General features: G+C 44.9%; 4 protein-coding genes. All 4 read left to right on the top strand.

The window, feature by feature from the left end:
• Nucleotides 1–1,458, top strand: a 1,458-nt coding sequence (locus W293_RS0103120) for a DUF2345 domain-containing protein (protein WP_025672555.1), incomplete at its 5' end; no start/stop codon positions are given.
• A 54-nt stretch (nucleotides 1,459–1,512) separates the two neighbouring features.
• Nucleotides 1,513–2,433 carry a hypothetical protein gene (locus tag W293_RS0103115; protein ID WP_025651046.1) on the top strand — a complete coding sequence of 307 codons (921 nt, stop codon included), beginning with the start codon at nucleotides 1,513–1,515 and terminating at the stop codon, nucleotides 2,431–2,433.
• A gap of 18 nt (nucleotides 2,434–2,451) precedes the next feature.
• On the top strand, nucleotides 2,452–2,655 hold the full coding sequence (locus tag W293_RS17575) for a toxin VasX (RefSeq protein ID WP_025651045.1): 204 nt from the start codon (nucleotides 2,452–2,454) through the stop codon (nucleotides 2,653–2,655).
• Nucleotides 2,656–2,707: 52 nt separating this feature from the next.
• Nucleotides 2,708–3,863 (top strand): IS3 family transposase gene (locus tag W293_RS0103100; protein WP_156915650.1). Its coding sequence is split into 2 segments (ribosomal slippage), with 1,157 coding nucleotides annotated over them: nucleotides 2,708–2,966 and nucleotides 2,966–3,863; the frame shifts between segments, so codons are not numbered across the junction. This gene is flagged as partial in the annotation.

Raw genomic sequence — 3,863 nt, 5'->3', positions numbered from 1 at the left:
CAACCGCATCCGAGTCTGACGGGTCTCATGAGTGCCAGTATTATTGACACCGATAGCAGTGCTATTACTCATGACCGTAATCATCGCGCTCATATCCATTATCATTGGCAGAATGAACAAGGGGGCGAACAAAATAGCGACAGCAGTAGTGATGACGCCCACTGGGTACCCATTGCCAGTCACTTAGTCGCCGACCACATGGGACAAACCCATCCCCTGCGTCATGGGCAACACGTCCTGATCGACTTCATCGATGGTGACATCATCCATCCCATCATTATTGGCAGCACCCACAACGGCCAAGGCAACGATAACGCCCAGCATAATAGCATCGCCAGTGACTCAGATAGCCTTGATGCCACCAGTCCTGCTTGGTTTATCAACCAAAGCCACGCTCATCCCATCGACGGCATCAAGACTCAAAGTATAGACTCTAGTCGTACAGGAGAGGCCAGCAAAGACAGCCTGATCAATGGCTACAACCAGCTCATGTTTGACGCTCATCCTGACAGTCCGCAAATCAATCTCTATAGCTCAAGCTTTCAGTCCAGCCTGACTATTGGACACCTATACCAGCACAGCGACCACACTCGTGGTCAAGCAAGAGGACAAGGCATCAGCATAGAGACTGAAGCTGCCGCCAATATTCAAGGCAGCACAGGTATTCATATCAGTAGCAGTCAAACTGCCAGCCAAGAATCAAACGCTCATATGAGTCACAGCAGCCATGGCAAACTGCAAACCGCGGATCAGCACCAGCAGGCCTACAAGCAGCTGACTGAGGCTCATCAACCAGTCGGGATAGAGAGTACAAACAATAAGAAAAGCAACAAAGCAGGCAGTAATCAAAGCGGCAGTAACGAAGACAGCCAAACCCCATACGCCCAGTTTAGCAAAGATACCAATGACTCAGTCCTAAGTGAATCAGGTCAATGGCAACAGGCTAACCTGCTTATCGACTCCCAGCGCCATCTAGCGATGCTCAGCGGACAACACAGTCAGCATACCAGTACCCAAAGCACCCATAGCCACGCCACAGATAACACCCATCATCATAGCCAAACCCAGATGAATCAGCTAGTAGCGGGCGATATCCATTACTACAGTAATAAAGCCCAAACCCATACCGCTGCTCATGGCGATGTGACCATACAAGCACATCAGAACGAGATGCGTTTAGATAGCGAGCAAGTACTGAGACTCCATAGCCGAGATAGTATTGAGATTATCGCGCCTGATACGCTGACCCTAAAAGCGGCGGGCAGTGGCATTGAGCTATCGGGTGGCAATGTGACGTTTATCACACCGAAGCAAGTGGGGTATAAGGCGAGTAAGGTGGATTGGGGCAGTGGGGGTGGTGAGGCTTTAAACTTAGTGATGAAGCAGATGCAGTTTGAAGCTTGTGAGAAGTTGTCAGAGCAGGCTGAGGACAATCACGCTGCTAGTACCGACTTATAATAAAAATGACTCTCACCCAAATCTCACACACAGATATAAAAGCATGACAGCATAATGAATATCCAACCAGAAAAATCATTGAGCGTAAGCCTACAGACGCAAACGCTTGACGCTAGGGTGCTCAGTACCTTTGATGTCATGATTGTTCATCATAGCCAGACAGAGCTGATCGGCGAGATAAACTCTGCCTTCCCTGACGCTATATACTCATTACAACAAGAATTGCTTAGCTACCATATGATCGATAGTCCAGTCATGGTCACGCTAAGCTCAGACATCAGTAATATCCTAGAGATGCATTTGCAGCAGTGTGAGCTGCTATCTCGTCATCACGGCATACTCTCATTACTGGATTATACTGCCCCTAATATAAGGGCATATAAAACAAGAATCAGTGCAAAAGAGTATCTACCAGACGAGCCTAAATGGCAGCAGCCAATAGTTAATACAACTGATATAGAAGCCTCCAAACCAGATGCTAAGCAAATCGCTCGTTTACTAGGATTGAATCAAATCATCCAGAAAGGCAGTCAAAAAAAGCATTTTCGCTACTTAGATGCGCAAGTGCTGATTCACCTCTTACCGTTAAAACAGCATCACTATATCGCCAACCGCTATGGCTATCCCAAGCGGCTGTGGTTGGCATTAGGTAGTGACTGGCACAGTATGGATAATGTTCATCATTGTATCGCTGACGCTAAAAATTATATTCAACATCAGTCAAGCTACTGTCCAATTACCCAAAGCCAGCTAGACGATATCAGTATATTTAATCGCTTTTTTGCCAAAAAAGGGATTGAAGGTAGTGATTTGATAGTGAATCACTATGAGACATTACTGAGTTGGTTGGATAAAGCAAATAATCAATTAGTAGCAGCGACTCATCTGACCAATCCTGTAGATCGTATGACAATGATGAATAGATGGTTATATGAGTGTTATGAGCAATCAGATTTAGTGACATCAGATAATTAAAAGATAAGGGATAAGGTCATGGCAGAGAGATGTGAGCAGTGTTTAACGGAAGGTTTTATGTTTGTACCAACTCGTACAGGCTATATTTTTAATGATAAGTCTCTCGAAACAGCAGATAGACTTTTGAGGGAAGGCTACCTTTACATTCTTGACGATAAAGGGAATTGGTATGGCTATGTTATAACTGAAAAGCGGTATTTTAAACAATTTGAGCTATGCTGAAGAAACCGTACAACTAAACTTGGTAAACTAAGCGTATTCACAGGAGTTTACCATGACCAAGAAAATCAGAACTTACAGCACAGAATTTAAAGCAGAAGCCGTTAAGAAGATAGCAAACAATAATGGCAATATCTCAGCGACCGCAAAGCAGCTTGGCATCGCCATGCAGACCTTATCTAATTGGCATAACAAAGCCAACCAAGGCAAGCTTGTAGGAACAGAGCAGTACGATCCACAGCTCATAGCCGTGATTGAAGAGAACAAGCGCCTCAAACGACAGCTTAAAGTAGCCGAAGAGGAACGAGAGATATTAAAAAAGGCGACGGCGTACTTTGCAAAGCACAGCTAGTCAGGTACGCCTTTATCAAAGATAACCAGCACTTCTTTAGCATCACCACTATGTGCCGTGTGCTAAAGATTAAGCATTCAAGTTACTACGACTGGCTGAGTCGCGATATCAGCGAGCAGCAGATACATCGCAACCATTGCGAGCTACTCGTTAAAGCCGCTCACAGTGAAAGTAAAGAACGTTATGGTTATGAACGTTTGCATGCAACGCTCACCGAGCAAGGCCATGACATTAGCCTATACATGGTTAGAAGCATTAAAGAGGAACATGGCATCAAATGCCGTCGCCACAAGCGCTTTAAAGTCACTACCGACTCCAATCACAACAAGCTGATCTATCCAAACGTACTGGATCAGAAGTTTGATGCCAGTCGCCCTAACCAAGCGTGGGTCAGTGACATCACCTATATTTGGACACTTGAGGGTTGGCTGTATTTAGCAGGCGTTAAAGACTTATACACTAAAGAGCTTGTCGGTTACGCTATTAACAAGCGTATGACCGCAGATTTAGTATGCCGTGCACTCAACATAGCGATTAAGAACAAACGACCCAGTAAAGGGCTAGTCGTTCACTCTGATAGAGGCAGTCAGTACTGTAGTCATGCCTACCATAAGATCATCAAGCAGCATCAGCTTACAGGCTCAATGAGCGCTAAAGGTAACTGCTTTGATAACGCACCTATAGAGAGCTTCTGGGGCGTATTAAAGAATGAGTTAATATATCATCAGGACTATAAGACCAGATTTGCCGCCATTACCGATATCATTAGATATATCGAGTTGTACTACAACCAAACGAGAATTCAAAAGGGTTTAGGCTATAAATCGCCAAGACAGGTGTGGTTTGACTATTATCGTCA

The organism is Psychrobacter sp. TB67 (assembly GCF_000511065.1).
Taxonomy (GTDB): domain Bacteria; phylum Pseudomonadota; class Gammaproteobacteria; order Pseudomonadales; family Moraxellaceae; genus Psychrobacter; species Psychrobacter okhotskensis.
Note: the sequence above shows the minus strand (reverse complement) of the source record. Positions and strands in the feature narration are given on the sequence as shown.